The organism is Maribacter polysaccharolyticus (assembly GCF_028882255.1).
Lineage (GTDB): Bacteria > Bacteroidota > Bacteroidia > Flavobacteriales > Flavobacteriaceae > Maribacter_A > Maribacter_A polysaccharolyticus.
Genome location: NZ_JARBUY010000003.1, coordinates 81,715 through 84,917, shown reverse-complemented (window position 1 = coordinate 84,917; position 3,203 = coordinate 81,715). Strand labels below are relative to the sequence as shown.

Below are 3,203 nucleotides of genomic sequence, written 5' to 3'. Positions count from 1 at the left end.
GAACCGAATTCCAACGTCCTGGGACCACAGGCCTCAAATACCTTCTCCGGACTTACACAGACCGGGACCTATACCATCAGCGTTACCGATGCCGGTGGATGTACCGTGACCGATTCCTTCGATATCACAACTCCTTCAAATCCTGTAGCCAGCATCGATCCAAGTTCGACCCTATGTTACTCCTCTACCAGCCTTGCCACCATCGTGGTTGGTGCTACTGGAGGTCAGGCACCCTATTACTATAGTCTAAATGGAGGTTCTACCCAAACATCAAATACTTTTTCAGACCTAACACCAGGAACTTATGACTTTACGGTTATGGATAGTTATGGGTGTTCCGATACCGTGCAATTCACGATTGAACCGGAACTCACTGCCAATGCCGTCCTTACAAAAGATTTGGATTGTACGGGTAGCCCTAATGCAGAAATCAACCTAACGGTAAATGGGGGGTATCCTGCCTATACTTATGAAGTAGCCTTTAACGGTGGGGCTTATACGGCTTATGCCGTAGGATTCCCTTATAGCACTTCCAATGCGGGGACTTATCGTTTTAGAATAACAGATTCCCAAGGTTGTGTTACCGAAAGTAATACCGTGACCGTTACGGCAGCGAACAATCCTGTTATTACCAGCATAACCCCAACCCATGTGCTTTGTAATGGTGATAACACTGGATCTTTGGACATTGTTGTAGATACCAGTGTAGGGGTTGCCCCGTATACCATAAATATATTCGAAACTATTTCAGGAATTGACTATGGCAATCAAACTACTGGCTTACCTGCCGGGGATTACCAGATTACTTTGACCGATGATAAAGGTTGTTCCATCGTGGAAACAGAAACTATCACTGAACCAACTGCCATTAATCCTAATATCAGTCATACCAATTTGTCTTGTTCAGCTTCCTCAAATATCATGGGCACCATTACGGTAGATGCCAGTGGGGGAACGGCAACCTATGTCTATGAATTGAACAAAAACGACTATTCCTACACCGATTCCTATGATACGTCAACAGGAACCAATGACCACACATTTACCGGACTTAATTTTGGGGACTACACCATTAGGGTAATAGATAGTAATGGCTGTGAAACTGTCTCCGCAGTCACCATAACAACTGGCCCAGACGTTTTAATAACTACTTCCGGAGCAGCAGGATGTATTCCGGGAAGTGGTGAAATGCTAGTGGAAGCCGCCGCCAGTAACGGAACCCTCGGTACAGGTACCTTCTATTTCGCTATTTATCCAGCTTCACCATGGTTTGCTGGAAATACGGACTGGTATTTACAGGATGGTGGTATGGGATCAGCCCCATATACCCACAATTTTACAGGACTGACTCCAGGGGTAACTTATACATTTATAGTTTATGATTCGGATACCGGTTGTGAATATATTCAGGAAGCTACTGTTCCGATAGCAACCAATTCAACCTTGACTTCTTCAGTTGATACTGTTACCAATGTGAGTTGTTTTGGCAGTGCGGACGGGTCGGTAGAATTTACCTTCGACGGATATGGGGGTACCCAAGTTGATTATGAACTATTTGTTTCAACCACCAATACTTCCACAGGAATATCAGATAGTTCAACCGGTTTGACAGGTGCTGCGACCACTGAAACATTAAGTAGTATCGCACCTGGGGAATATTATATCCTATTTACCGAGGTGGATGGCACCAATGCAGGATGCGTCAATACTTCAGATCCCTTTATCATTGAACAATCCAGTGCCCTATTGGATATTACGGCTACGGCGACCAACTCCAACAGTTGTAATGTCAATTCCGGTACTATTACCGCAACGGCAAAATACGGTAAGGCTCCCTACCTTTTCCAATTGGAATTGGCCTCAACAGTGGCCCCTACCTTGACTACATGGTCCGGAACCAATACCACCGGATTCTTTAATGCAGATGCCGAAGACTATATTGTATATGTCAAGGATGCCAATAATTGTATACGCTCAACACCTATAACCATTACTGAAGATCCCACTCCGGTCATCAGCCTAACGGTACCAAACCAATGTGCAACAACCGAAGGTGATTTTACCATCCAAGTTACTTTGGATACCCCTGGCATGCAACCCTATTTCCTAAGTTTGGACGGAGGTGCATTTCAGGCAGTGACCTTTGCAGGAGCTCCAGCAACTTATGATTTTACAGGACTAAGTTCAGGAAACCATACAGTAGTAATAAGGGATGCCAATGGTTGCGGTAACAGCGAAAGTATTGAAATATATACTCCAACCACCCTATCGGCCGAAGTTTTGGTAACCCCATCGTGTAATGCACTATTACAAGACGATGGTGAGATTAAGGTTAAAGCATATGGTGGATCGCTATTCAATTACAGGTATGAGCTTAGGGATACCTCGGACAATATCATTAGACCAAAACAGATTCCGGATACTTTCTCTAACCTTACCCCAGGAACTTATAGAATTTATGTTTATGACAATTTAGCTACCGGTTGTGATGCATTTATAGACATCACCCTAGAAGTACCAACGGCCGTAGTTGCTGCCATTGGGGATATAAAAGATGTAAGTTGCCATGGTGCCAGTGATGGTTCCATATTCGTAACACTAGATCCAGGCATGGATAATCCACCTTATACCTATCAATTATTCGATAGTACTGGAACTATTCCAATGACATTGTTACCACAATCCTCTAATGTCTTTACCGGAATAGATCAGGGCGATTATATTGTAAGGATAAGATCTGCAAGGTTTTGTAAAACGGATATTCCATTTACTATCAACGAGCCTAGTGCTTTAGTGGCCAGTGCAACTCCCACCGATTTTGCCTGTGATGCCAACAACACGGCCTCCCAAGCGGTCATTACCGCTGTAGGAACCGATGGTACCGCCCCTTATACCTACAGTATTGATGGTGTAAACTTCTTTACCACCAACACCTTTACTATTTCCGATAACGGTGTAGTTCAAAATTTCACTGTAACCGTGCGTGATGCCAACGGTTGTACCGATACAGATACCGTAACCATAAACCCTTTACCCACCATTACAGCCGTAACTGTTAGTCAGCAGACCGCCATTACCTGCGCCAATGACGAAGTTGCACGTGTGACGGTGACCGGTGGATCGGGAGACTTCACCTTTGAACTGTTGCCCGGTGGACCAAGCCAGAGCTTGGTGAGCCAGACCGCAGATTTCACTTTGACCGC

General features: G+C 44.7%; 1 protein-coding gene. It reads left to right on the top strand.

Features of this window, described 5'->3' with window-relative positions; translation table 11 throughout:
• A partial coding sequence (locus tag PHU20_RS10030) for a phage tail protein (RefSeq protein WP_476703472.1) occupies nucleotides 1–3,203 on the top strand: 3,203 nt, incomplete at both ends.